20 protein-coding genes are annotated in these 23,786 nt (G+C 71.5%); 7 read left to right on the top strand and 13 right to left on the bottom strand.

Going from position 1 to position 23,786, the window contains the following annotated elements; all coding sequences use genetic code 11:
* Positions 1-11 precede the first annotated feature (11 nt).
* The gene (gene purH, locus V6U89_RS04060) at positions 12-1,583 is read right to left on the bottom strand and encodes a bifunctional phosphoribosylaminoimidazolecarboxamide formyltransferase/IMP cyclohydrolase (RefSeq protein WP_334569233.1); all 1,572 of its coding nucleotides are present in this window, start codon (positions 1,581-1,583) and stop codon (positions 12-14) included.
* Positions 1,580-2,200 (bottom strand): phosphoribosylglycinamide formyltransferase, encoded by a 621-nt coding sequence (purN, locus tag V6U89_RS04065; RefSeq protein WP_334569235.1) that lies wholly within the window; start codon positions 2,198-2,200, stop codon positions 1,580-1,582. Before purN ends, purH begins: the two co-directional genes overlap by 4 nt.
* 176 nt (positions 2,201-2,376) lie before the next feature.
* Here purN and V6U89_RS04070 point away from each other — a divergent pair, with 176 nt between their 5' ends.
* Positions 2,377-2,682 carry a CD225/dispanin family protein gene (locus tag V6U89_RS04070; protein WP_334569237.1) on the top strand — a complete coding sequence of 102 codons (306 nt, stop codon included), beginning with the start codon at positions 2,377-2,379 and terminating at the stop codon, positions 2,680-2,682.
* A gap of 26 nt (positions 2,683-2,708) precedes the next feature.
* On the top strand, positions 2,709-3,299 hold the full coding sequence (locus V6U89_RS04075; protein WP_334569239.1) for a DUF4190 domain-containing protein: 591 nt from the start codon (positions 2,709-2,711) through the stop codon (positions 3,297-3,299).
* 374 nt (positions 3,300-3,673) lie between these two features.
* Here V6U89_RS04075 and V6U89_RS04080 read toward each other — a convergent pair whose 3' ends face one another.
* Positions 3,674-5,089, bottom strand: coding sequence for a cell division protein PerM (locus V6U89_RS04080; RefSeq protein ID WP_334569240.1), 1,416 nt, complete (start codon positions 5,087-5,089; stop codon positions 3,674-3,676).
* Between the two features lie 156 nt (positions 5,090-5,245).
* Between V6U89_RS04080 and V6U89_RS04085 the strand changes: the two genes are divergently transcribed.
* Entirely contained in the window at positions 5,246-5,509 is a 264-nt protein-coding gene (locus tag V6U89_RS04085; protein WP_334569241.1) for a DUF4190 domain-containing protein, read from the top strand.
* Positions 5,510-5,620: 111 nt separating this feature from the next.
* Here V6U89_RS04085 and sucD read toward each other — a convergent pair whose 3' ends face one another.
* The 3 genes from sucD to V6U89_RS04100 all read right to left on the bottom strand — a co-directional run bounded on the left by sucD (position 5,621) and on the right by V6U89_RS04100 (position 8,621).
* Entirely contained in the window at positions 5,621-6,508 is an 888-nt protein-coding gene (sucD, locus tag V6U89_RS04090) for a succinate--CoA ligase subunit alpha (RefSeq protein ID WP_334569242.1), read from the bottom strand.
* A gap of 2 nt (positions 6,509-6,510) precedes the next feature.
* Positions 6,511-7,689, bottom strand: coding sequence for an ADP-forming succinate--CoA ligase subunit beta (sucC, locus tag V6U89_RS04095; RefSeq protein ID WP_179801801.1), 1,179 nt, complete (start codon positions 7,687-7,689; stop codon positions 6,511-6,513).
* 527 nt (positions 7,690-8,216) lie between these two features.
* Positions 8,217-8,621, bottom strand: a complete 405-nt coding sequence (locus V6U89_RS04100) for a cobalamin B12-binding domain-containing protein (RefSeq protein WP_154941907.1) — start codon at positions 8,619-8,621, stop codon at positions 8,217-8,219.
* 384 nt (positions 8,622-9,005) lie between these two features.
* On the opposite strand from V6U89_RS04100, the gene V6U89_RS04105 reads away from it, so the two are divergent.
* Together V6U89_RS04105 and V6U89_RS04110 are read left to right on the top strand one after the other, a co-directional pair.
* Entirely contained in the window at positions 9,006-9,722 is a 717-nt protein-coding gene (locus tag V6U89_RS04105) for a M23 family metallopeptidase (protein ID WP_334569243.1), read from the top strand.
* Between the two features lie 262 nt (positions 9,723-9,984).
* Complete coding sequence (locus tag V6U89_RS04110; protein WP_334569244.1) at positions 9,985-10,755, top strand: M23 family metallopeptidase; 771 nt, start codon at positions 9,985-9,987, stop codon at positions 10,753-10,755.
* Between the two features lie 58 nt (positions 10,756-10,813).
* Here the strand turns inward: V6U89_RS04110 and pcrA are convergent, their stop codons facing one another.
* On the bottom strand, positions 10,814-13,219 hold the full coding sequence (pcrA, locus tag V6U89_RS04115; RefSeq protein WP_334569245.1) for a DNA helicase PcrA: 2,406 nt from the start codon (positions 13,217-13,219) through the stop codon (positions 10,814-10,816).
* 201 nt (positions 13,220-13,420) lie between these two features.
* Here pcrA and V6U89_RS04120 point away from each other — a divergent pair, with 201 nt between their 5' ends.
* Positions 13,421-15,274, top strand: a complete 1,854-nt coding sequence (locus V6U89_RS04120; protein WP_334569246.1) for a bifunctional metallophosphatase/5'-nucleotidase — start codon at positions 13,421-13,423, stop codon at positions 15,272-15,274.
* 260 nt (positions 15,275-15,534) lie between these two features.
* A complete protein-coding gene (locus V6U89_RS04125) occupies positions 15,535-15,876 on the top strand; it encodes a chorismate mutase (protein WP_154941902.1) in 342 nt (113 codons plus the stop codon).
* A 187-nt stretch (positions 15,877-16,063) separates the two neighbouring features.
* On the opposite strand, the gene V6U89_RS04130 is transcribed toward V6U89_RS04125, so the two are convergent.
* The 6 genes from V6U89_RS04130 to V6U89_RS04155 all read right to left on the bottom strand — a co-directional run bounded on the left by V6U89_RS04130 (position 16,064) and on the right by V6U89_RS04155 (position 23,745).
* Entirely contained in the window at positions 16,064-17,077 is a 1,014-nt protein-coding gene (locus tag V6U89_RS04130) for an ABC transporter ATP-binding protein (RefSeq protein WP_334569247.1), read from the bottom strand.
* Entirely contained in the window at positions 17,070-18,098 is a 1,029-nt protein-coding gene (locus V6U89_RS04135; protein WP_334569422.1) for an ABC transporter ATP-binding protein, read from the bottom strand. Before V6U89_RS04135 ends, V6U89_RS04130 begins: the two co-directional genes overlap by 8 nt.
* Before the next feature lie 26 nt (positions 18,099-18,124).
* A complete protein-coding gene (locus tag V6U89_RS04140) occupies positions 18,125-19,102 on the bottom strand; it encodes an ABC transporter permease (protein WP_334569248.1) in 978 nt (325 codons plus the stop codon).
* A gap of 72 nt (positions 19,103-19,174) precedes the next feature.
* Entirely contained in the window at positions 19,175-20,101 is a 927-nt protein-coding gene (locus V6U89_RS04145; protein ID WP_334569249.1) for an ABC transporter permease, read from the bottom strand.
* 143 nt (positions 20,102-20,244) lie between these two features.
* Positions 20,245-21,885 carry a peptide ABC transporter substrate-binding protein gene (locus V6U89_RS04150; protein ID WP_334569250.1) on the bottom strand — a complete coding sequence of 547 codons (1,641 nt, stop codon included), beginning with the start codon at positions 21,883-21,885 and terminating at the stop codon, positions 20,245-20,247.
* A gap of 687 nt (positions 21,886-22,572) precedes the next feature.
* Positions 22,573-23,745 (bottom strand): thioester domain-containing protein, encoded by a 1,173-nt coding sequence (locus tag V6U89_RS04155; protein WP_334569251.1) that lies wholly within the window; start codon positions 23,743-23,745, stop codon positions 22,573-22,575.
* Between the last annotated feature and the right edge of the window lie 41 nt (positions 23,746-23,786).

Raw genomic sequence — 23,786 nt, forward strand, 5'->3', positions numbered from 1 at the left:
GGTGGGGTTGGTCAGTGGAAGAAGTGCCGGGTGCCGGTGAGGTACATGGTCACGCCGGCCTCCTTGCACGCGGCGATGACCTCCTCGTCGCGGATGGAGCCGCCGGGCTGCACGATCGCGCGTACGCCCGCCTCGATGAGGATCTTCGGGCCGTCGGCGAACGGGAAGAACGCGTCCGAGGCGCAGACCGCGCCGCGGGCCCGCTCGGCGCCGGCCCGGTCGACCGCCAGCCGGGCCGAGTCCACCCGGTTGACCTGCCCCATGCCGACCCCGACGGTGGCACCGTCGTGCGCCAGCAGGATCGCGTTGCTCTTCACCGCGCGGACCGCCCGCCAGGCGAAGGCCAGGTCCCGCAGGGTGTCCTCGTCGGCGGGGTCGCCGGTGGCCAGCCGCCAGTTCGCCGGGTCGTCGCCCTCGGCGTCGACCCTGTCCCGCAGCTGCACCAGGACACCGCCGGTGACCTGCCGCCACTCCGCCGGCAACGGGTCGAAGGCCGGGGCGTGCAGCAGCCGGATGTTCTTCTTGGCCTGGAGGATCTCCGCAGCGCCCTCGTCGTAACCGGGGGCGACCACGACCTCGGTGAAGATGTCGGCCACCTGCCGGGCCATCTCGACGCTGACCGGGCGGTTGACGGCGATCACCCCGCCGTAGGCCGACACCGGGTCGCAGGCGTGCGCCCGGCGGTGCGCCTCGGCCACGTCCGCGCCGACCGCGATGCCGCACGGGTTGGCGTGCTTGATGATCGCCACCGCCGGCTGGTCGGTGAAGTCGTTCGCGGCCCGCCAGGCCGCGTCGGCGTCGACGTAGTTGTTGTAGGACATCTCCTTGCCGTGCAGCTGCTCGGCCTGGGCCAGGCCGGCGGGGCTGGACGGGTCGGCGTAGACGGCCGCCGCCTGGTGCGGGTTCTCCCCGTAGCGCAGCACCGCCCGGCGACGCAGGCTCAACCCGGCGAACTGCGGCCACCCGCCGGCGGCCGGGGCCAGGGTGGTGGCGAACCACTCGGCCACGGCGACGTCGTACTCGGCGATGTCGGCGAAGGCGCGGGCGGCGAGCGCCCGGCGCTGCGCCAGCGTGAAGCCGCCGTCGGCGAGGGCGGCCACCAGGGCCGGGTACGAAGCCGGGTCGGTCACCACCGCGACCGAGGCGTGGTTCTTGGCGGCGGCCCGGACCATCGCCGGCCCGCCGATGTCGATCTGCTCCACGCACTCGTCCTGGCTCGCGCCGGAGGCGACCGTGGCCTGGAACGGGTAGAGGTTGGAGACCAGCAGGTCGACCCCGGCGATGCCGTGCTCGTCGAGCTGAGCGGCGTGGGTGTCCTTGCGCAGATCGGCCAGGAGACCGCCGTGGATCTTCGGGTGCAGGGTCTTCACCCGGCCGTCGAGGATCTCCGGGAAGCCGGTCACCTGCTCGACGGGGGTCACCGGCACCCCCGCGCCCGAGATGGTGGACGCGGTGCTGCCGGTCGAGACGATCTCCACCCCGGCGTCGTGCAGGGCCCGGGCCAGCTCGACCAGGCCGCTCTTGTCGTAGACGCTGACCAGTGCCCGCCTGATCGGGCGACGCTCGTCCTGAGTGGAACTCACGGGACCGTGACCTTTCTTCCGGTGATCGTCCAACCTTCGCGGACCAGCCGACCGACCTGCTCGACGAGCTGGCGCCGCTCGGCGGACTTGATGCGCTCGGTGAGCGTCTCCACGTCGTCGTCGTCGCGTACCAGCACGGCGACCTGCGCGACGATCGGGCCGGTGTCCATCCCGGCGTCGACGAAGAAGAGCGTGGCCCCGGTGACCTTGACGCCGTAGGCGAGCGCGTCCCGGGGGCCGTGGATGCCGGGGAACGCCGGCAGCAGGGTGTTGTGCGTGTTCAGGTAGCGGTCACCGAAGGCGGCCAGGAAGTGCGGCCCGACCAGCTTCAGGAAGCCGGCCGAGATCACCAGGTCGGGTCGGTGCTCGGCGACGTGCGCGGTGAGCGCGAGGTCCCAGTCCTCCCGGGACGGGTGGTCCTTGACCCGGTCGACGAAGGTCGGCACCCCGGCGGCGGCGGCCCGGTCCAGTCCGGCGATCCCGTCGCGGTCGGCGCCGACGGCCACCACCCGGGCCCCGTACGCGGGGTCGGCGGTGGCGTCGAGCAGCGCCTGGAGGTTGCTGCCGGAGCCGGAGACGAGGACGACGAGGCGGGCGACGGACGCGGGCTCGGTCACGCGGCCACCCTATCGGGCAGGTCAGGACTCCCAGCGATCGGGCAGCGGCGAATCGGGTGATCACGCGAGTGGCACGTACGCGATACGCTGCCCGTCGCTCGGTGGCTGCCGTCCGGCCCGCCGCCGCACCCTTCAAATGATCAGGCACGGACAGTGCCGACGGAGCGAGGAGCACCATGCAGCCCGGTTACCCCAACCCCGCGCAGCAGCCGCCGATCAACAACAACATGACGATGTCCATCGTGGCCATCTTCTTCTTCTGGCCGCTCGCCATCCCGGCCATCATCAACGCCTCCAAGGTCAACCCGCTGCTCCAGCAGGGTGACTACGCGGGCGCCCAGGCGGCGGCGAACGAGTCGAAGAAGTGGTCGAAGTGGGCCATCATCATCGGCGCCGTCTGGCTCGTGATCGTCCTGCTGTGCTGCCTCGCCGGTGGTCTGGCCGGGATCATGGGCTCCGACACCAGCAGCAGCAGCTACTGACGATCACCGACTGAGGAGCATCCGCCATGCAGCCCGGACCCCCCGGTCAGGACCCGTACGGCCAGCAGCCCCCGCACGACCCGTACGGCCCGCCCGCCTCCGGGCAGCCCTACGGCCAGCCGTACGGGCAGCCGCAGGACCCGTACGCCCCGCCGCCGCAGGCCCCGTACGGCCAGCAGCCCACCTCGGGCCAGCCGTACGGGCAGCCGGTCTCCGGTGACCCCTACGGCCAGCCCACCTCGGGCCAGCCCTACGGGGCGCCGGGCCAGCCGTACGGGCAGCAGCCCTACCAGGATCCGTACGGCCAGCAGCCCTACGGCATGCCGGCGTACCCGAACGCGGGCTACCCGCAGCCCCAGGGCCAGCAGAACACGCTGGGCCTGGTGTCGATGATCCTGGGCATCGTCTCCATCCCGATGGTCTGCTGCTACCTCGGCATCCCGCTGGGCATCGCCGCGGTGATCACCGGATGGCTGGGCCGGCAGAAGGCGGCCCAGGGGCTGGCCAACAACGGCGGTCAGGCCCTCGCGGGTCTGATCTGCGGCGGAATCGGTCTGGCGCTGGGGATCCTGCAGATCGTGGCGCTCGCCGCCAACATCGCCTTGCCGAACTCCTGAGTCGACATCCTGGAAGGGGCGTCCCGGATCTTCGGGGCGCCCCTTCCGCCGTCCCGGCCCCGCGCGCACCGGTCGCCACCGGGCACGTCGCAGGCCGCAGCAGCGGAGTGAGCCTGGCCGTGGGTCAGCGGGTCAGGCGCGGGAGGCCGGGCGGGTCGGGCGCAGCCACGCGGCCAGCAGCCGGGTGAGCGGGCCGGGCGCGGGTCCGGCGGGTCAGGCGCGGGAGGCCGGGCGGGTCGGGCGCAGCCACGCGGCCAGCAGCCGGGTGAGCGGGCCGGGCGCGGGTCCGGCGGGTCAGGCGCGGGAGGCCGGGCGGGTCGGGCGCAGCCACGCGGCCAGCAGCCGGGTGAGCGGGTCGACCATGGATCGGCGGGTCAGGCGCGAGGTGCCGGGCGGGCGAGCACCCGGGCGGCGGCGGCCCCGAGCAGCGCGCCGGCCGTGACCACCGCGGCGGAGACGGCGGCCACCTGCCAGGGGACCGGGCCGATCTCGGCCAGCCGGCCTCCGCCGAGCGACCCGCCGGAAGCCGCGGCGGCGAGGCCGGCGAGCAGGCCGACCACCGGGCCGGCGAGCGCCGCCGGGCCGAGTAGCGCACCCCACTGCGGCACCGCGCGCTCGTCCGCCTCGCGGAGCAGCCGCCGGGCGAGCAGCCAGCCGGCGGCCATCCCGGCCAGCACCGGCACCGCGAGCAGCGCCGCCCCGAACCCGTCGACCGGGCCACTGGGCAGCCCGGCGAGCAGGGGTACGGCCGGCAGCGCGCCCACCGAGACCTCGCTGGTGCGCACCGCCGTGCCGGCGCCGACGGCGAAGCCGGGCCCGAGCAGGTACGCGGTCGACCAGATCGTGGCGTTCGGCGCGTAGGCGAGGCTGATCAGGGTGATGCCGGCCTGCCCGGCCACCCCGGTCCGGTACGCGCCGATCATGTCGGCGGCGTCGCCCCCGCCGGTCGCCACCGCCAGCCCGGCCGCGCCGGCTCCCGCCCCGAGCAGCAGCAGCCCGGCGACCAACCCGGTACGCACCCCGTCGCGCAGCACCGCCGGCGCACGCTCGGCGAGCAGGCCGGCCACGCCGGTGGTGCGCACCGCCCCGACCAGCGCGGCGAGCGCGCCGAAGATCGCGTGGGTGACGCCGGCGCGGACCGGGGAGACCCGCAGGTCGCCGGTGCTCACCAGCACCGCGGCGAGGGCGCCGAGCAGCCCGTACCCGAGGCCGACGGCGACCGCGGCGGTGAGTGCCTGGCGGGGCGAGCGCCCGCCCCGCGCGCCCATGGCCCGGCTGGTGTGCACGCCGGCCCGGGTCAGCCGCCAGAACGCTAGCCCGGAGAGCAACAGCGGGACCAGGCCGAGCGGACCGGCGGTGGTCTGCAGCGGCACCCCGTGGCCGAGCAGCCAGCCGGACAGCCCGGCGCGCAGCGCACCGCCGACGGAGCCGGCGTCCTCGCTGAACTGGGCCAGCCCCAGCACGACGGCGACCGGCAGGTACGACGTGAGCGCCGCCCAGCCCGCGGCGACCGCGGCGGCGACGACGAGCGGCGCCCGCCCCCGACCCGACTCCGGCCGGCGGGGCGCGGGCACCCGGCCACCGGACGCGGGCCGGCCTCCGGGTCGGTCGTGCTCTCGGCGGCCATCCTCTCGGCGGCCGTCGGTCCGGCGGGCGTCCTCCCGGCGGGCGTCGTCGGTCCGGCGGGCGTCGTCGGTCCGGCCGGCGCCGGCCGGGCGGGCATCGTCCCGGCGGGCGTCGGCGCGGACGCCGGCGGGACGGCGGGGCTGATCAGGGGTGACCGAGGACATCGGGTCTACTCTGGCACGCCGCGCGGGTGGCGGCTGCCCGGCGGCCCCACCTGGCCCCGGCGAGTTCCGTGATCCACCGGTTTCCGAACCGGAATGCGGTCTAGCCTCGGCGCAGGACGCGACTGCAGTCGCGGCACGAAGCGCTGGGAGGAAGCCGTGAACGCGCCGTACCCGCCGCCCCCGCCGCCGCCGGCGGCCGGCAAGGACCGCACCACGCTGTGGGGCGTGCTCGGCATCGTCCTGGGCCTGATCTGCTGCGGCATCCTGGGCATCATCTTCGGTTACCTGTCGATCCGTGACGCGAAGCGGTACAACCAGTCCCCGGTGCTCGGCTACCTGGCGATCGCCTTCGGCGTGCTCAACATCATCGGTACCGCGATCTGGCGGGCCAGCGGGACGTACCCGCTCTGGGACGACTGAGGGGGCCGACCGTCGCCGGCCGACCCCCTCGGTGTCTCACCCCTCCGCCCAGCGGCGGACGGTGCTGCTGACGGCCGCCGTTGGGCGGCCCACGGTGCTGCTGCCGGCCGCTCAGCGGCCGGCCATGATCTCCCGCATCAGCTTGGCGGTCTCGGTCGGCGTCTTGCCGACCTTGACGCCGACGGCCTCCAGGGCCGCCTGCTTCGCCTCGGCGGTGCCCGCCGAGCCGGAGATGATCGCGCCGGCGTGCCCCATGGTCTTGCCGGGAGGCGCGGTGAAGCCGGCGATGTAGCCGACCACCGGCTTGGTGACGTTGGCCTTGATGAACTCGGCGGCCCGCTCCTCGGCGTCACCGCCGATCTCACCGATCATCACGATGGCGTCGGTCTCCGGGTCGGCCTCGAACGCGGCGAGGGCGTCGATGTGGGTGGTCCCGATGATCGGGTCACCGCCGATGCCGACGCAGGTCGAGAAGCCGATGTCGCGCAGCTCGTACATCATCTGGTAGGTCAGCGTGCCGCTCTTGCTGACCAGGCCGATCCGGCCGGAGCCGGTGATGTCGGCCGGGATGATGCCGGCGTTGGAGGCGCCCGGCGAAGCGATGCCCGGGCAGTTCGGGCCGATGATCCGGGTCCGCTCGCCCTTGCTCACGTTGTACGCCCAGAAGGCGGCGGTGTCGTGCACCGGGACGCCCTCGGTGATCACCACGGCCAGCGGGATCTCGGCGTCGATCGCCTCGACCACGGCGCCCTTGGTGAACTGCGGTGGCACGAAGATGACCGTGACGTCGGCCCCGGTCTCCTTCATCGCGTCCGCGACGGAGGCGAAGACCGGCAGCTCGGCGCCGTCGAAGTCGACCGTCTGGCCCGCCTTGCGCGGGTTGACGCCGCCGACCACGTTGGTGCCCGCGGCGAGCATCCGCCGGGTGTGCTTGGAACCCTCGGAACCGGTCATCCCCTGGACGATGACCTTCGAGTCCTTGGTCAGCCAGATAGCCATGATCAGACCCCCGCAGCTGCCAGCTCGGCGGCCCGCTCGGCCGCGCCGTCCATGGTGTCGACCCGCTGGATCAGCGGGTTGTTCGCGCCGTCGAGGATCGCCCGACCGGCCTCGGCGTTGTTGCCGTCGAGGCGGACGACGAGCGGCTTGGTGGCCTTCTCGCCCCGCTGCTCCAGCAGGGCCAGCGCCTGCACGATGCCGTTGGCGACCGCGTCGCAGGCGGTGATGCCGCCGAAGACGTTGACGAAGACGCTCTTCACCGACGGGTCGGAGAGCACGATCTCCAGGCCGTTGGCCATCACCTCGGCGCTCGCGCCACCGCCGATGTCGAGGAAGTTCGCCGGCTTGACGTTGCCGTGCCGCTCGCCCGCGTAGGCGACCACGTCGAGCGTGGACATGACCAGGCCCGCGCCGTTGCCGATGATGCCGACCTCGCCGTCGAGCTTGACGTAGTTGAGGTCCTTCTCCTTGGCGGCCTGCTCCAGCGGGTCCACCGCGGCCTGGTCGACCAGGGCCTCATGGTCCGGGTGCCGGAAGCCGGCGTTCTCGTCGAGGGTGATCTTGGCGTCGAGCAGCAGCAGCTTGCCGTCGCCCGTCTTGGCCAGCGGGTTCACCTCGACCAGCGTGGCGTCCTCGGCGACGAAGGCCTTCCACAGGCCCACCGCGACCTCGACGACCTGGTCGGCGACCTCGGCCGGGAAGCCGGCGGCGTCGACGATCTCGCGGGCCTTCGCCTCGTCCACGCCCTTGACGGCGTCGATCGGGGCCTTGACCACCTTGTCGGGGGTCTCCGCGGCGACCTGCTCGATGTCCATGCCGCCGGCGACGCTGGCGATGCAGAGGAAGGTGCGGTTCGCCCGGTCGAGCAGGTACGAGAAGTAGTACTCCTCGGCCACGTCCGCGGTCACAGTGATCATGACCTTGTGGACGGTGTGACCCTTGATGTCCATGCCGAGGATGTCGGTGGCGCGAGCCACCGTCTCCTCCGCGCCCTCGGCCAGCTTGACGCCGCCGGCCTTGCCTCGGCCGCCGACCTTCACCTGCGCCTTGACGACCACCCGACCGCCGAGGCGTTCGGCGATCGCGCGGGCCTCCTCCGGGGTAGTGGCGACGCCGCCGGCGAGCACGGGCAACCCGTGCCGCTCGAACAGGTCCCGCCCCTGGTACTCGTACAGGTCCACGATTGCGCGTCCCGTCCCGTCTCCGCGGCGCGCCGTCGCGCCGCCACCAGCGTTGTGGAAACTCCGTTGACGCCCGTCATCAGTTGAAACGGGCCATCGGCCGCAGCCTAGCGAGATGAGCACCAGCGGCAACCGAGCGGGTGCGCGGTGTGCGGTAATGCACAGCGCGCCGCCCACGACTCGCCGGTGCGCGGGCCCGGCCGGCAACCGCCGCGAAGGATGTCGTGGACGACGCGTAACCCCCTGGTGGGGGCGTCGTTGAGTCTGATGTCGGAGCGCTGATTCAGCGCGAGGACGGGAGCGGCCGATGCCCTGTCGGTCGAGGGGTGGCGGCGGGGCATCGTGCATAGAAGGGCCGGGCGTGTGAGGGGTGCGTCCGGCCCTTCCCCCGTGCCCGGATCCGGCCGACCCTTCCAGCAGCGATCGGCCCACTCCAGGTACGCCGATGGCGGCATCCACCGGATGCCGCCACCTGCGCGATATGGAGTCGATCAGGGTGCCGGGCACGGCCCGGCGTTGCGCAGCCGTCAGGCGACGGACTGGGCCACGTTCCCCCGGACCCACTCGACGATCGACTGGGTCGTCGCGCCCGGGGTGAAGATCTTCGCCACGCCGAGCTGCTGGAGCTCGGGGATGTCGGCGTCCGGGATGATGCCGCCGCCGAAGACGACGATGTCCCGGGCGTCCCGCTCGGCGAGCAGTTCCAGCACCCGCCGGAAGAGCGTCATGTGCGCCCCGGAGAGCACGGAGAGGCCGACCGCGTCGGCGTCCTCCTGAATGGCGGTCTCCACGATCTGCTCCGGGGTCTGGTGCAGGCCGGTGTAGATGACCTCCATGCCGGCGTCGCGCAGGGCACGCGCGACCACCTTGGCGCCGCGGTCGTGGCCGTCGAGGCCCGGCTTCGCGACGACGACCCGGATACGAGAGCTCATCAGCACACCTTTCACGGGCTCCGCGGCTATCACCTGAACGAACGGTAACCCGCCCGGTCGGGGGCGGGAAATCCGGGCCGCACCCCTACCGTCCGGCGGCCCCCCGAGAAAGCCGGACGCCTCCGCCGAACGGTCACTCTGCGCGACGAACGGGCAGTAACGGGGACGGCCGTCCGGCGTACCGAGCTATGACAATGATGGACGGAAAGGGACAGAAAGACTCACCGATTCGGCGGTTCCGCTTGTGACCGGCGCGGCGGAGGGCTAACGTGTCCACGGTTGTCATCAGGTCCACGGACGGGTGACGACGCGACCAACGGACGTCGACCGAGCTTGGTCGAACGGCCGGAGATCGCATCGGATCCCCGACAACGGAGGGTGTGCGTGCGCCAGCGCCTGTCGTCTGAGCCCGATAGATATCGCGGCCGCCGTCGCGTACCCACCCCCCCGCGCAGCCGCTACGCGGCGGTCGTCACCACCGCGTTCGTCGGCGCCGGCATCGTCGCGCTGGGCGCGAACGCGCTCCCCGACGCCAAGAGCGTGAGCCCGTCGGTCCTGGACGAGCTCAAGCAGGCCTCGATCACCAGCCAGGACGCGGCGGCCCGCGCCGACGCCGCCGACCGCGCCTCCCGCGACACCAACCGGGACGCCGAGGTCAACGCCGGCGACCAGGACCCGTGGCTGCTGCCCCTGCAGGGCTACGACTTCAACTCCCCGTACGGGATGCGCTGGGGCAAGCTGCACACCGGCATCGACCTGGTCGCCGCCGAGGGCACCCCCTACGTCGCCATCCACTCCGGCACCGTCACTAAGGCCGGCTGGTTCGGCGGGTACGGCTACGCCGTGATCGTCCAGCACGCCGACGGCAGCGAGGCCATCTACGGCCACTCCTCCACGGTGAACGTCAAGGAGGGGCAGCAGGTCAAGGCGGGCGACCAGCTCGGCCTGGTCGGCAACACCGGCCACTCGTACGGCTCCCACCTGCACCTGGAGATCCATGTCAAGGGCGAGCCGCGGGACCCGGTGCCGTGGCTCCAGGAGCGCGGAGTGGACATCAAGCTGCAAGTCGAGGCATATTACAGTGAGGTAGCGGGTTCCTGACGCTCCGTATCGCCCGCTGACCGCCCGGATCATCCGATCCGGGCGGTTTTTCGTGCCCGGAAGTCTGCTGGGTCACAGTGCGGACTGTGACCGACGCCATCGCCCGGCAAGATCAGTTATCGGGACAGAAGCGGCCATTCCGTCATAAGGGCGGACAGTTGCCCCGGCGGCCTCCGGCGGCCCTGCCGTACCCGTACCCACCGCGGACCCGGTCGACATCCAGGATGGGCAGGTCCCAGCCCCCTGAGTGTGAAGGTCAGCCGTGCAGGAAGACACCCCCACCCAGAACGAGAAGACCGTGGCCGCCCCGGCCCGGCACCGGCTGCGGAAGCGGCGCGGCGGGCGCGCCCTCGTCGTCGGCGCGGTCGCGCTGGTCGGCCTCGGCCTCGCCGGCGCCTCCACCGTCGCGTTCGACCGCGACGCCCCCGCCCCCACCGCCGTCTCGCTGGACGCCGCGTCCCGCGCCGAGGACGCCGCCCGCGCCGACCGTTCGGCCCGCGAGTCCGCGACCCCGGCCACCCCGTCGGCCAGCCCGACCACCGCCGGCCCGACCGCCAGCCCGTCGGCCACCCCGACGAGGAAGGCCACCCCGAAGCCGAAGCCGACGGTCCGGAAGACGACGAAGCCGAAGCCGTCCTGGGTCATCCCGATGGCCGGCGCGGAGATCACCTCCTGCTACGGGCAACGCTGGGGCACCCTGCACGCCGGCATCGACTTCGCGATGCCCGCCGGCACCCCCATCCGCGCCGCCGCAGCGGGCACCGTGGTCAAGGCCGGCGACGCCGGCGACGGGTACGGCAACTCGGTCTTCGTCGACCACGGCAACGGCTACCTGACCCACTACGCCCACCAGAGCAGCCTCAAGGTCGGCGTCGGGGACAAGGTCAGCGCCGGCGAGGTGATCGGCTACGAGGGCTCGACCGGCGACTCGACCGGCCCGCACCTGCACTTCGAGGTGCACAAGGGTCAGATGTGGAACCAGATCGACCCGGCGCCGTTCCTGCGCGCCCGGGGCGTCGACGTGGCCTGCTGAGCCCGTCGAGGACACGTGCGGGCCCGGTCCGGCGGTTCGCCGGGCCGGGCCCTGTCGTTCAGAGCTTGTCGATCGGGGCGTGCCGCAGCACCAGCCACATCGTCTGGTCACCGAAGTCGATCTGCGCCCGCGCGCCCGGCCCGTGCCCCTCCACCGCGAGCACCCGACCGAGGCCGTAGCGCTGGTGGTTGACCCGGTCCCCCGCCGCCACCTTGGGTCCCTGCGGCAGCTCGCTGGCGGTGGCCAGCCGACTGCCGTCCACCCCGAGCCGCTTCGCCAGCTCCGCCGCCTTCGGCGTACCCCCGGCGAAGCCACCGCGCGCGCCGGGCGCGCGGTCCGCGCGGCCACCGACGCCGCCGCCCCCGCCGGCCCACGAGGTGTACGACCCCTCGGTGCGCTCCCAGCGGACCAGTTCCGGCGGCAGCTCCTCCAGGAACCGCGACGGCGGGTTGTAGGCCGGCTGCCCCCAGGCCGAGCGGGTGACCGCCCGGGAGAGATAGAGCCGCTGCCGGGCCCGGGTGATGCCCACGTACGCCAGCCGGCGCTCCTCCTCCAGCTCCCGGCTGTCGCCGAGCGAGCGCAGGTGCGGGAAGACGCCGTCCTCCAGCCCGGTCAGGAAGACCACCGGGAACTCCAGGCCCTTGGCCGTGTGCAGCGTCATCAGGGTGACCACGCCCTGGTGGTCCGGATCGTCGGCGGGGATCTGGTCGGCGTCGGCGACCAGCGCCACCTGCTCCAGGAACCCGGCCACCGTGGCCCGCTCGCCCTCGGCGCCCAGCGCCTCGATCCGCTCGGTGTACTCGCGGGCGACGCTGACCAGTTCCTGGAGGTTGTCCACCCGGCCGGCGTCCTGCGGGTCGAGGCTCTCCTCCAGCTCGGTGAGATAGCCCGAGCGGGTCAACAGCGCCTCCAGCACCTCCTCCGGGGTGCCGGTCTCGGCCAGCTCCCGCGCGCCGTCGAGCAGCGCGACGAAGTCGGCGATGCCGTTGGCCGCGCGGGTGGAGATGCCCGGCGCCTCCCGGGCCCGCCGCAGCGCGGCCCCGAACGAGATCCGGTCGCGGCTGGAGAGGGCCTCCACGCACGCCTCGGCGCGGTCGCCGATGCCCCGGCGCGGGGTGTTGAGCACCCGGCGCAGGCTGACCGTGTCGTCGTCGTTGACCACCGCGCGCAGGTAGGCCAGCGCGTCGCGGACCTCCTTGCGCTCGTAGAAGCGGACCCCGCCGACCACCTTGTAGGGCAGTCCGGCCCGGATGAACACCTCTTCGAAGACCCGGGACTGGGCGTTGGTGCGGTAGAAGACGGCGACGTCGCCGGGGCGGGTGTCACCGGCGTCGACCAGCCGGTCGATCTCCCGGCCCACCCAGTCCGCCTCGGCGTGCTCGGTGTCGGCGACGTAGCCGACGATCTGCTCGCCGGCCCCGGCGTCGCTCCACAGCCGCTTGGGCTTGCGGGAGGTGTTCCGGTCGATCACCGCGTTGGCGGCGTTGAGGATGGTCTGGGTGGAGCGGTAGTTCTGCTCCAGCAGGATCGTCCGGGCGTCGGTGAAGTCCCGCTCGAACTCCAGGATGTTGCGGATGGTCGCGCCCCGGAACGCGTAGATCGACTGGTCGGCGTCGCCCACCACGCAGAGCTCGGCCGGCGCGATCCCCTCGGTGCCCGAGACCAGCTCCTTGATCAGCGTGTACTGCGCGTGGTTGGTGTCCTGGTACTCGTCGACCAGGACGTGCCGGAACCGGCGGCGGTAGCTCTCGGCGACGTGCGGGTGCGACTGGAGCAGGTGCACCGTCGTCATGATCAGGTCGTCGAAGTCCAGCGCGTGGGCCTCGCGCAGCCGGCGCTGGTAGAGCGTGTACGCCTCGGCCAGCGCCCGCTCGTTGGGGCCCTTGGCCCGGGCGGCGAACGCCTCCGGGTCGACCAGCTCGTTCTTCAGGTTGGAGACCTGGGCGGCCAGCCCGCGCGCCGGGTAGCGCTTCGGGTCGAGGTCCAGCTCCCGGGTGACCAGCTGCATGAGCCGGCGCGAGTCGTCGGCGTCGTAGATCGAGAAGGTCGACTTGAGCCCGGCGTGCTCGTGCTCGGCGCGCAGGATCCGCACGCAGGCGGAGTGGAACGTCGACACCCACATCAGCCGGGCCCGCGGGCCGACCAGGTGGGCCACCCGCTCCTTCATCTCGCCGGCGGCCTTGTTGGTGAAGGTGATCGCGATGATCTCGCCGGGGTGCACGTCCCGCGCGGCGAGCAGGTACGCGATCCGGTGGGTGAGCACCCGGGTCTTGCCGGAGCCGGCGCCGGCCACGATCAGCAGCGGGGAGCCGGCGTGGGTCACCGCGTCCCGCTGGGGGCCGTTGAGCCCCTCGACCAGGGCCTGCGGATCGAGGTGCGCGGCGGAGGACCCGGGCCGACGCGCCGGCGGGCGGGCAGGCTCGGGCGCGGGCGGGGAGGCGGGGATGTCGAAGAGAGGATGCATCGCAGGGCGAGTCTATGCCGCCGGCCGGACACTTCCCGCCCGCGCACGCCCCGGCGCGACGGCGCGGTCCCGGGCCCGCCCGGGGTCGGCGTGCTGAGACCAAGCTGTCACGGCGTCACCTCTGGTGCCTTCGTCCCCGAAGCGCAACGATGACGGTGAAAGCCCCGACTACTCCCCCGTACACGTCCTGGGAGAACAACCATGACTCCACCGCGCTCGCGCGGTCGGGCCCTGCTGCGTCATGTCGCCGCACCGGCCCTCGCGCTGGCCGTCGTGGCCAGCCTGCCCGCCACCGGACGGCCCGGACCGCAACCGGCCGCCACCGACCCGACGGCCGGCCTGGCCCCGGTCGCCGTCTCCTACGCCACGCCCACCGGCGGCGAGGTCAAGGGCAACTTCCTGAGCTACAACGACTTCCACGGCGCCATCGACCCGCCCGGCGGCAGCGGGGCCGCGGTCAACGGCACCCCCGCCGGCGGCGTGGAATACCTGGCGACCTGGCTGAAGAAGCTGCGCGCCGACGCCGCGGCCGAGGGCCGGCGCACCACCACCGTCGGCGCCGGTGACCTGATCGGCGCCACGCCGCTGGTCAGCGCGGCCTTCCACGACGAGCCGACCATCGAGCTGATGGACGAGGTCGGGCTGGAGATCAGCTCGGTCGGCAACCACGAGTTCGACGAGGGCGTCGCCGAGCTGATCCGGATCAACAAGGGCGGCTGCCACCCGGTCGACGGCTGCCAGGACGCCGACGGCTTCGCCGGCGCGAAGTTCACCTACCTCGCCGCCAACACGCTCGACCGGAAGACCGGCCTGCCGATCCTGCCCCCGGTGGACGTGAAGTTCGTCGACGGCGTGCCGGTCGGCTTCGTCGGCGTGACCCTGGAGGGCACCCCGGGCATCGTGAACCCGGCCGGCATCGCCTCGGTGCGGTTCGCCGACGAGGTCCGGACCGCCAACAAGTGGGGCGGGCTGCTCAAGCTCTTCGGCATCCGGGCGATGGTGCTGCTGGTGCACGAGGGCGGTGCCCAGTCCCCACCGCCGGCCGCCCCAGGCGTCTCGGACTGCGCCAACTTCTCCGGCCCGATCGTGGACATCGTTCGCGGCCTGCGACCGGAGTTCGGCCTGGTGGTCTCCGGGCACACCCACCGCTTCTACTCCTGCTCGCTGCCGAACTCCTCGGGGGCGCAGAGCGTGGTCACCAGCGCCGGCAGCAACGGGCAGCTGATCACCGACATCGACTACTCGCTGGACCGGCGCACCGGCCGGTTCACCGGCATCTCCGCCCGCAACGTGGTGGTGGAGAACGGCGTCCGCAACGCGGACGGCAGCTGGCAGCAGAGCGCCCCCGGCGTCTACGTCCGCAACCCGGAGCTGGTCGACGCGGGCGCCAAGGTGCTGGCCGACAAGTACCGGGCCGCGGTCGCGCCGATCGCCAACCGGGTGGTGGGCAGGATCAGCGCGGACATCGTCCGGGACGCCAGGCCCAACGGCGAGAGCCCGCTCGGTGACGTGATCGCCGACGCGCAGCTCGCGTACACGAAGGGCGACGGGGCGCAGCTGGCGCTGATGAACCCCGGCGGCGTGCGGGCCTCCCTGTCGTACGCGGCGTCGGCCGGCGGCGAGGCGCCGGGCGAGGTGACCTACGGCGAGGCGTTCACCGTCCAGCCGTTCAACAACCTGGTGGTCACCCAGACGCTGACCGGCGCGCAGCTCAAGAGCGTGCTGGAGCAGCAGTTCGTCGGCTACCAGGGGCAGACCACCCAGCGGATCCTCCAGGTCTCCGCCGGGGTGACCTACTCCTACGACAGCACCGCCCCGGCCGGCTCGCGGGTCAGCGCGCTGGCGCTGAACGGCGTCGCGGTCGACCCGGCGGCCAGCTACCGGGTCACCACGAACGACTTCCTCGCCAACGGCGGGGACGGGTTCACCGAGCTGACGGCGGGCACCGGCCGCACCACCGCCCCCGGCTTCGACGTGGACGCGCTGGTGGCCCACCTGGGCGCGGGCGCGCCGGTGGCCCCGGGCCCGGCCGACCGGATCACCCGGCTGGGCTGAGCGGACGTCGCCCGGCCCCGGCGTCGGGGCCGGGCGACCTTCCCAACTGGTGGCGGAATCCTTGCGCGGCCGTACCGGCGGTCGGCATACTCGATTCCGTGTTCGGTCAGCGCTTCTACTTTTACTACGGCACCGGGAGTCCGGCAGCCGTGGGTCGCGCCTGATCAACCAGACCTACGAAAGCCCCGGGCTCCTGGAGTCCGGGGCTTTTCGCGTTCCGGGTTCCCGACACCGGGCACGACGTCAGAGAGGTACGACCGATGATGACAGACGTGGCGGAACAGAGCGGCAACACGGCACGCTCCCGGGCGGGCGACGGCCGGAACGCGGCACCCGGGTTCGGCACCGACGAGCCCGCGGCGGCGGCCCGGATCGCGGCCATCCGGGAGCGCATCGACGAGATCGATCGGACGCTGATCGGGCTGTGGCAGGAGCGGGCAGAACTCTCCCAGCAGGTCGGTGCCACCCGGATGGCCTCCGGCGGCACCCGGCTGGTGCTGTCCCGGGAGCGGGAGATCCTGGAGCGGTTCCGGCAGGCGCTCGGCGCCGACGGCACCCAGCTGGCCCTGCTGCTGCTGCGCGCCGGCCGCGGACCGCTGTGACGGGTGCCGCCGGCCCGGGAGCCGGGCGGGACGCCGGGCCCGCCGTCCTGTGGCGTACCCGCTGCCGGCCCTGACCGACGGCACGGCCGGGCCGTGGGCGGGCGCCCGGCCCGGCGGCGGCCGGGCTCGGATACGACGAACCGCCTGCCGGCGTCACGCGGACGCCGGCAGGCGGTTCGGAGGAGTCTCACACCTCGTGGGTGGCGACGATCTCCCGCTTCTCGGCGAAGTGGCAGGCGCTCGGGTGGTCCGAGCCCTGCCGGATCTGCAGCAGCGGCGGCTGCTCGGCGCAGATGTCCTGCGCCTTCCAGCACCGGGTGCGGAACCGGCAGCCCGAGGGCGGGCTGATCGGCGAGGGGACGTCACCGGTGAGCCGGATGATCGCCTTGTTGTCCCGCAGCGTCGGGTCCGGCACCGGTACCGCCGACAGCAGCGCCTGGGTGTACGGGTGGGTCGGCCCCTCGTAGATCTCGTCCTCGGTGCCGATCTCCACGATCTTGCCGAGGTACATCACCGCGACCCGGTCGGAGAGGTGACGCACCACCGACAGGTCGTGGGCGATGAACACGTAGGACAGGCCGAGCTCGCTCTGGAGCTTCTCCAGCAGGTTCATCACCTGCGCCTGGATCGAGACGTCCAGGGCCGAGACGGGCTCGTCACAGATGATGATCTCGGGTCGCAGGGCGAGCGCCCGGGCGATGCCGATGCGCTGGCGCTGACCGCCGGAGAACTGGTGCGGGTACCGGTTGATGTGCTCCGGGTTGAGGCCCACCAGGTCGAGCAGTTCCTTGACCTTGTCCCGACGGCTGCCCTTCGGCGCCACCTCCGGGTGGATCTCGAACGGCTCGCCGATCAGGTCACCGACCGTCATCCGCGGGTTGAGCGAGGTGTACGGGTCCTGCATGACCAGCTGGATCTGCCGGCGCAGCCGACGCAGCGCGCCGCCGGACAGCTTGGAGATGTCCTGGCCCTTGTAGAGCACGTGGCCGGCGGTCGGCTTCTCCAGGTTCATCAGCACCCGGCTCAGCGTCGACTTGCCGCACCCGGACTCGCCCACCACGCCCAGGGTCTCACCGGCCCGCAGGTCGAACGAGACGCCGTCGACGGCCTTGACGTGACCGATGGTCTTCTTGAACACCACACCGCGGGTGACGGGGTAGTGCTTGACCAGGTCGCGTACCTCGAGGATGTTCTCAGACACGGTTCACCAGCTCCTCGGCGAAGTGGCAGGCGCTGGCCCGACCGGCGCCGATCTGCAGCAACGGGGGGAGCTTCTCGCGGCACACCGGCTGCGCCATCGGGCAGCGCGGGTTGAACGGGCAGCCCGGCGGGATGTTCATCAGGTTCGGCGGGAGCCCCTTGATCGTGCGGAGCTGCTGGCCCTTCTCGTCCAGGCGGGGGATCGAGTCGAGCAGCCCGAGCGTGTAGGGGTGCGCCGGCTTGGCGTACAGGTCGTACACGTCGGCTTCCTCGACGATCCGACCGGCGTACATGACCGCGATCCGGTCCGCGACGTCGGCGACCACGCCGAGGTCGTGGGTGATCAGGATCATGCCCATCCGCCGCTCCCGCTGGAGCTCGCCGAGCAGATCCATGATCTGGGCCTGCACGGTCACGTCCAGCGCGGTGGTCGGCTCGTCGGCGATCAGCACCTCCGGGTCGAGCGCCAGCGACATCGCGATCATCGCGCGCTGCCGCATACCGCCGGAGAACTGGTGCGGGTAGTTGCTGAACCGGCCCTTGGCGTTCGGGATTTTGACCTGGTCGAGCATCTCGATCGCGCGCTTCTTGGCGTCCGCGCGGCTCATGCCGCGACGGATGCGGAACTGCTCGGCGATCTGGAACCCGACGGTGAAGACGGGGTTCAGCGCGGAGAGCGAGTCCTGGAAGATCATCGCGATGCCCTCGCCGCGGATGCGGCGGCGCTCCTCGGCGGACATCCGGAGCATGTCCTTGCCGTGGAAGCGGACCTGACCACCGGTCACGTACCCCGGCGGCATGTCCAGGATGCCCATGATGGTCTGCGCGGTGACGCTCTTGCCGGAGCCGGACTCGCCGAGCACGGCGAGGGTCTCCCCCGCGTCGACGTGGTAGGTGACTCCGTTGATGACCTTGGCGACGCCGTCCCGGGTGCGGAACTCCACCCGCAGGTCGTCGACCTCGAGCAGCCGGCCCGAGGGGCGGCCGGATCCGTCGGCGCCCGGCGCGGTCTGCTCGGACACGAGAATGTCGGACAACTCAGTCTCCCCTAGCGGAGTTTCGGATCGAGGGCCTCGCGGACGGCCTCACCGAGCATGACGAAGCTCAGCACGGCGGTCACGAGGAACGCGGAGGGGAAGAAGAGCAGGAACGGCGACGGCCGCAGGTAGTTCTGCGCTTCGTTGATCATGATTCCCCAGGAGACCACCGGGCTCTTCAGGCCGATGCCCAGGAAGGAGAGCGTGGCCTCGGCGCCGATGAACGAGCCGATCATGATCGTCCCGTACACCAGCAGCGGCGCCAGGCAGTTCGGCAGCAGGTGCTTGAGGATGATCCGGCCGGTGCCGGCGCCCATGGCGCGCGCCGCGACGATGTAGTCGGCCTCCTTGGTGGCCAGCACCGAGGAGCGCATCAGCCGCATGACCACCGGCCAGCTCAGCAGCACGAGCGAGGCGATGACCAGACCCTTGATCTGCCACTCGCTGTTGCTCGAACCCGCGCCGTTGAAGGTGGTCAGGATGACGATGGCGCCGAGCACGAACGGCAGGCCGAAGAAGACGTCGGCGATCCGGGAGAGCAGGCCGTCGACCCAGCCGCCCTTGTAGCCGGCGATGATGCCCATCGTCCCGCCGATCAGCATGGTGCCGATCACCGAGAGCAGCGACACCACGATCGAGGCGTTGGCGCCGTAGATGACCCGGGCGAAGACGTCGCGACCCTGCACGTCGTAGCCGAACAAGGCGTCGCCCCCGGGCTCCACCCGGCTACGGGAGAGCGCGCCGTCCGTCGGGTCAACCGAGGTGAACAGCGACGGGAAGATCGACATCACCACGAACAGCAGGATGAACGTGGCGGAGATCCAGAACAGCGGCTTGCGCCGCAGGTCCCGCCAGGCGTCACCGAGCAGGCCGCGGGGCTTCTCCTTGCGGGCGCCCTCCGGCTGACCCGCGGTGACCGGCGCACCGACCTCGGCCGGCTGCTCCGGACGGGGGGTGCTGACGATGGAAGCGGCACTCGGGTCACTCATGCCCGCACCTCCCTCTGCTCAACGCGGGCCTGGTTGCCCGCGCACGTGGCGATGATGGTTCGTTCCAGGCGCTCACTCATAGCGGATCCTCGGGTCCAGGGCGGCGTAGAGCAGGTCCACCAGGAGGTTCATCAGGAGGTAGACGAGCACCAGGACGACCACGATGGAGACAACCGTAGCGCTTTCCTTGGTGACGATCGCCCGGAGAACCTGGCGGCCGATGCCGTTGATGCCGAAGATGCCCTCGGTGATGATCGCGCCACCCATCAGGGCGCCGAGGTCGGTGCCGAGCAGCGTCACCACCGGGATCAGGGAGTTGCGCAGCAGGTGGATGCCGACCACCCGGCGCATGGGCAGGCCCTTGGCGATGGCGGTCCGCACGTAGTCGGCCCGGCGGTTCTCCGCGATGCTGGTACGCGAGACCCGGGCGATGTACGCCATCGACGCGCTGCCCAGCACGAAGCCTGGGAGGATCAGTTCGGAGAGGCGCATCTCGTTCGAGACCGTCGGGGTGACGATGCCCCACTTGACGCCGAAGAGCCACTGGAGCACGAAGCCGACGACGAAGACCGGCAGCGCGATCAGGAAGAGCGTCGAGACCAGGACCAGGTTGTCCAGGAAGCCGTTGCGGCGCAGACCGGTGAGCACACCGGCGGTGAGACCGATGAGCGCCTCGATGAGCAGGGCGACCGCGGCCAGCTTCAGGGTGTTGGGGTACGACGTCGCGATGATGTCGTTGACCGAGCGCCCGGACCAGGTCGAGCCGAAGTCCCCCTGGAAGAGGTTCTTCATGTAGACGGCGTACTGCACGAAAAACGGCTCGTCGAGGTGGTACTTCTCGGTCATCATGGCGATGTAGTTCTCCGGGCAGCCCCGATCACCGCACTTGCCGGCGAACGGATCACCGGGAACCGCCCAGACGAGCGCGTAGATCATTAACGTCGTCCCGATGAAGACGGGGACGAGTTGGAGCAGCCGTCTCAACAGATAACGGCCCATGGGGTGGTCCTCCAGACAGGGGGCGCGTCGGACGGCCGACACGAGTGACAACGTTGCGAGGGAATGTTGTACACCCCCTCGCGGAACGGCCCCGGGTCGGGCTCACCGGTAGGCGAGCCCGACCCGGGGTCAGACCGTTCGGATCAGAGCTCGACCGAGGTGATGTCAAGCTCGCCGACGTTGGTCAGCTCCATCTTCTTGATCTTCTCCGAGTGGCCGGACTGCTGGCCACCGAAGTAGACCGGGACAGTCGGGACGTCGGCGTCGATCTTCGCAACGGCCTGCTCGAACAGCGCGTGCGAGGCCTCGAGGCTCGGGGCACCGCTGGCCTGCTTGGCCAGGGCGTCGACCTCGGGGTTGCTGTACAGACCGTCGTTCGAGGAACCACCGGTCACGTAGAGCGGGTTGACCCAGTTCTCAACGTCCGGGTAGTCCTGCTGCCAGCCGGCGCGGTACATGCCGTCCATCTTGTGGGCGTTGATGTTCTGGCGGAACACCGCGAAGGTCGGCACACCGGTGGCGACGGCGTCGATGCCCAGGTTGGTCTTGATCTGCTGCGCGACGGCCTCCATCCACTCCTTGTGGCTGGCGTCCGCGTTGTAGTAGAGCTTCAGCTGGCCCTTGAAGCCGCCGGACTTGGCGTACAGCGCCTTGGCCTGCTCCACGTCGAACTTGCAAGCGGTGCAGTTGCCCGGCTTGGCGCCCGGGGTCAGCGGGTTGGCCCAGCTGTCGGCCGGCTTGCGGTTGCCGAAGAAGATCTTGTCGCTGATCTCCTGGCGGTTGATCGACAGCGAGATCGCCTTACGCAGGTCCGCGTTCTTGAAGCGGGCGTCGTAGATCGGGAAGGCGATGATGCCGGTCACCGGGGTGGTGGAGGAGATGGCCCGGTCGCCCAGGTCGTTCTTCCAGTTGTCACCCGCGAGGGAGGAGACCGGAACCTGCTGCTGGAAGTCCAGGTTGCCGGAGACCAGGTCGTTGTAGGCCGCCGTGTCGTCCTGGTAGATCTTGACGGTGACGTCCTTGATCTTCATCTTGTCGCGCAGGGAGTAGTCGTCGAACCGCGTCAGCTTGATCGCGACGTTGTTCTCCCAGGACACGAACTTGACCGGGCCGTTACCGATCGGCTTCTTGCCGAAGTCCTCCGCCTTGCCGGCGAAGAAGGCGTCCGGCAGCGGCATGAAGGTGCTGTAGCCGAGCTTGGTCGGGAACACGGCGGTCGGCGCGGCCAGCGTGACCTCGAAGTTCCAGTCGTCGACGACCTTCAGGCCGGACATGGTCTTCGACTTGGGCTCGGGGGCCTTCTTCGGGCCGTCCTCGTCCGGGTCGGTGGTGTTGACGTCCGCGAAGCCCGCGATGTCGGCGAAGAAGCTGGAGTTCTGCGCGCCGTTCGGCGAGTAGGCGCCCCAGTTCCAGGCGTCCACGAAGTTCTTGGCCTTGACGACGGTGCCGTCGTGGAACTTCGTGTTCTGCTTGATCTTGATCTTGTAGACCTTGGAGTCGGTCGTCTCGATCGACTCGGCCAGCGCGTTCTGCGGCGCGCCACCGTTGTTCGGGTACTCGACCAGGCCGGTGAACAGCCAGTCGATGATCTTGCCGCCACCGGTCTCGGTGGTGTTGGACGGAACCAGGGGGTTCTCCGGCTCCGTACCGTCGACGACGATGCTGCCGTCAGAACTCTTGGCGGCGGTCTCGCCGCCGTCGTCGTTGGTGGAGCAGCCGGACGCGATGAGCGCGAATGCCGCGCCCACGGCGATGGCGCCGCTCGCCCGCTTCGAGACTCTCATTCCGAGGGGCCTCCTCTTTCGTAACCTGGTTCCGTCGTGGGTTTCACGCACGCATGGGGGGTGACGCCGCCGGTGACCCCGTGTCGCAGGTCACCGGTACTACCGCAGAGAAATCGGGACACCCCAGGGGGACCGATCCGCCGGGCCACCGCACCACTGGAGCTCGACACCGCGCACGCTCGACGGCCACGAACCGCACTGGTGGGCGGTGCCGTGGTCGGCGGGACGTACGGGGTGCCTCACGCCAGGGGTGAGGTGCTGCCACTGTGACACCCACCGGCCCATTACGTGAAGGTGCCGTTATCAAGCCGTTAGTTGCCCGCCACGTTGCCGATACTTGAGAAAAGATCATGAAGTGCCCTGGTCGTACCGCTCTGAGCAGGTAAGACAGCAAGGCACCGCATCTCCGCACCACCCGTGGGCTCGGGGCCTGTGAGCTTCCCCGCCTCCGCTCCGGCGCCCTCCGACGTCCACCGAGCGCTGGCCGTTCTTGCCCATCCGGATGATGTCGACTTCGGCTGTGCGGGCACCATAGCAGGCTGGGTGGAGAGCGACGTAGCCGTGCCGTACCTGTTTCGTCACCCGCGGCGACGCCTGCGGCTTCGACGCCCACCGCGCGCCCGGCCGGGCCGGAACGGACTCCGGCCCCGGCACCACAGGGGTGCCGGGGCCGGAGGGGGTGGTTCGTCAGGCGGTGAAACGCACCTTGCGGCGGCGGACCACCAGCAGGGCGACCGCACCCACGGCCAGCAGCAGCACGCCGGCGGCGGTTGCGGCCGCGATCGGCGAACCGGTCAGCGGCAGGTCCCCGCCGTTACCGGCCGGCGAGGTGGACGGCGCCGGGCTCTCCCCCGGAGTCGACGGCGAGGGCGACTCGACCGGGGTCGACGGCGAGGGCGACGCCGACGGGGTGGTCGGGGACGCCGACGGGCTGGCGGGTGCGGCGGCGAAGCTCGCCACGGCGTCGGCGGTGACGGTGGCGCCGGCGCTGCCGCCGAGGATCAGCTTCTGCTTCCTGTCCTTGCCGCCGGAGAAGAGGAAGACCCGGCCGAAGGAGACCGAGTCCTGGGCGGAAACGGTCACGGTGACCGAGCCGGGATCGGTCGCGGTCAGCCAGAAGGCCCCGCCGTTGGTGGTCGTGGTGACCGGCTTGCCGGCGGCGTCGACGGCGCTGCCGCCGGAGACCTTCAGCGCGATCTCGCCCGCCGGGCCCTTGACGGTGAACGGGCCCGCCTTGCCACCGACGGTGGCGGTGGCCTTCGCCGGGTCGATGCTCAGCTCGGCCTTCGGCTCCGGCTGGTTGGTCGCGTTCGCCACCAGATAGTCGTGGATCTTCTTGATCACGCCGTACTCGGCGGCGTCGCCCAGGCCCTGCTCCCAGTCGCCCAGCTCGACGCCGTCACTGAAGTGCCAGACGGCGGTCTGGGTGCCGAAGTAGAGCAGGGTGTCGCGCCGCTTCTCGCCCAGCCCGGCCGGCAGGTCCGTCCCGGCCGCCTTGAGCAGCGCCGGCACCTCCGCGTTCGGGTAGCCGTGGGTGAGCACCCACTGCACCTTGCCGAGGTTCTCGACCTCCGACTGGCTCCAGGTGCCCTCGGTGTACTCACCGTCGCGGGCCACCGGAGTGTGGAAGTCGATGCAGAAGACCGGCACCGTGCCGTCCTTGAGCTCCAGCGCGAGCGCCGAGGTCGACAGCGTCTGCTTGTCGAGCTTCAGCACCACGCCGGTGTCCTTCACCGCCCGCGCCACGCCGGTCGCCGGTGCCTCGGCGGCGGCCGGAGCGGCCGAGCCCAGCACCATCGCGCTGCCGGCGACGAGCGCCGTGGCGATTCCGGCCCAGCGTCGTCCCAGTTGTCCGAACATCAACGTCGTACACCTCTCCCCAGGGGTGGGCCCGCATCCGG

Origin of the sequence: Micromonospora sp. CPCC 206171, assembly GCF_036906755.1 — a bacterium.
GTDB lineage: Bacteria > Actinomycetota > Actinomycetes > Mycobacteriales > Micromonosporaceae > Micromonospora > Micromonospora purpureochromogenes.

Coding starts and splice junctions, on each gene's coding strand:
- V6U89_RS04140 (WP_334569248.1), bottom strand. CDS start 19,102: ATGAGTGACCCGAGTGCCGCTTCCATCGTCAGCACCCCCCGTCCGGAG.
- V6U89_RS04145 (WP_334569249.1), bottom strand. CDS start 20,101: ATGGGCCGTTATCTGTTGAGACGGCTGCTCCAACTCGTCCCCGTCTTC.
- V6U89_RS04080 (WP_334569240.1), bottom strand. CDS start 5,089: ATGTCCTCGGTCACCCCTGATCAGCCCCGCCGTCCCGCCGGCGTCCGC.
- V6U89_RS04150 (WP_334569250.1), bottom strand. CDS start 21,885: ATGAGAGTCTCGAAGCGGGCGAGCGGCGCCATCGCCGTGGGCGCGGCA.
- V6U89_RS04120 (WP_334569246.1), top strand. CDS start 13,421: ATGACTCCACCGCGCTCGCGCGGTCGGGCCCTGCTGCGTCATGTCGCC.
- pcrA (WP_334569245.1), bottom strand. CDS start 13,219: ATGCATCCTCTCTTCGACATCCCCGCCTCCCCGCCCGCGCCCGAGCCT.
- V6U89_RS04155 (WP_334569251.1), bottom strand. CDS start 23,745: ATGTTCGGACAACTGGGACGACGCTGGGCCGGAATCGCCACGGCGCTC.
- sucD (WP_334569242.1), bottom strand. CDS start 6,508: ATGGCTATCTGGCTGACCAAGGACTCGAAGGTCATCGTCCAGGGGATG.
- V6U89_RS04100 (WP_154941907.1), bottom strand. CDS start 8,621: ATGAGCTCTCGTATCCGGGTCGTCGTCGCGAAGCCGGGCCTCGACGGC.
- V6U89_RS04125 (WP_154941902.1), top strand. CDS start 15,535: ATGATGACAGACGTGGCGGAACAGAGCGGCAACACGGCACGCTCCCGG.
- V6U89_RS04075 (WP_334569239.1), top strand. CDS start 2,709: ATGCAGCCCGGACCCCCCGGTCAGGACCCGTACGGCCAGCAGCCCCCG.
- V6U89_RS04070 (WP_334569237.1), top strand. CDS start 2,377: ATGCAGCCCGGTTACCCCAACCCCGCGCAGCAGCCGCCGATCAACAAC.